The 901-nt window shown below is 67.4% G+C and carries 1 protein-coding gene; it reads right to left on the reverse strand.

Going from position 1 to position 901, the window contains the following annotated elements; translation table 11 throughout:
• Positions 1–901, reverse strand: a 901-nt coding sequence (locus ABD089_RS13710; protein ID WP_343887026.1) for an ISL3 family transposase, incomplete at both ends; no start/stop codon positions are given.

A 901-nucleotide genomic window follows, 5' to 3' on the forward strand; every position in this document is an offset into this window, starting at 1 on the left:
TGTAGTGGGTGAGGTTCCGGAAGCCGAGCGCGGTGCCGCGCAGGTGTTCGAGCCGGCCGTTGATCGCCTCAGTCGGTCCGTTGCTGGAACCTTGGTGGTCGAAGAACGCGAGGATGTCGTCGCGGCGCTTGGTCAGGGTGCGGCCGAGCTTGGCGACCTCGACCAGATCGGCGGGAACGGCGGATGCGAGCGCGTCGATCAGCCGGGCCATGGCCTTCTTCCCCTCGACCCGGGTGGGGGTGCGGTAGGCGGCGATCATGGTCTGGTACACGTCCCAGGTGGCTTCGACGGCGACGTGCCGATCATCGCCGAACAGGTCCTCGAGGCGGCGGTGTTGCTTGTCAGTGAGCAGGTTGGCGCCGGTGTGGAGGGTTCTGCGGTTCTGGTAGAGGGGGTGGTATTTGCGGCCGCGGCTGCCGTGGAGGGTGATCTGGACGCGGCGTCGGCAGGTGTCGAGGGCGTCACCGGCCAGCCGGATCACGTGGAACGGATCCATCACCGTCACGGCCTCTGGTAGTTCTTCGGTGGCGGCGGTCTTGAAGCCGGTGAAGCCGTCCATCGCCACGACCTGCACCTGGTCACGCCAGGCCTGGTCACGATCAGCGAGCCAGGTCTTGAACGCCTGTTTCGAGCGGCCTTCGACCATGTCCAACAGCCTCGCCGGGCCAGTGTTCTGCCGGATCGGGGTGAGATCGATGACCACGGTGACGTACTTGTCACCGCGGCGGGTGTGGCGCCACACGTGCTCGTCCACGCCGACGACGGTCACACCGTCGAACCGCTTCGGGTCAGCGATCAACAGCCGCCGGCCCTCGGCCAGGACCGCGTCGTTGGCGGTGTTCCAGGAGACGCCGAGCGCGGCCGCGACAGCACTCACCGACAGGTGGTTCACCACCAGCGC

The organism is Luteococcus sanguinis, from assembly GCF_039527675.1.
Classification (GTDB): Bacteria; Actinomycetota; Actinomycetes; order Propionibacteriales; family Propionibacteriaceae; genus Luteococcus; species Luteococcus sanguinis.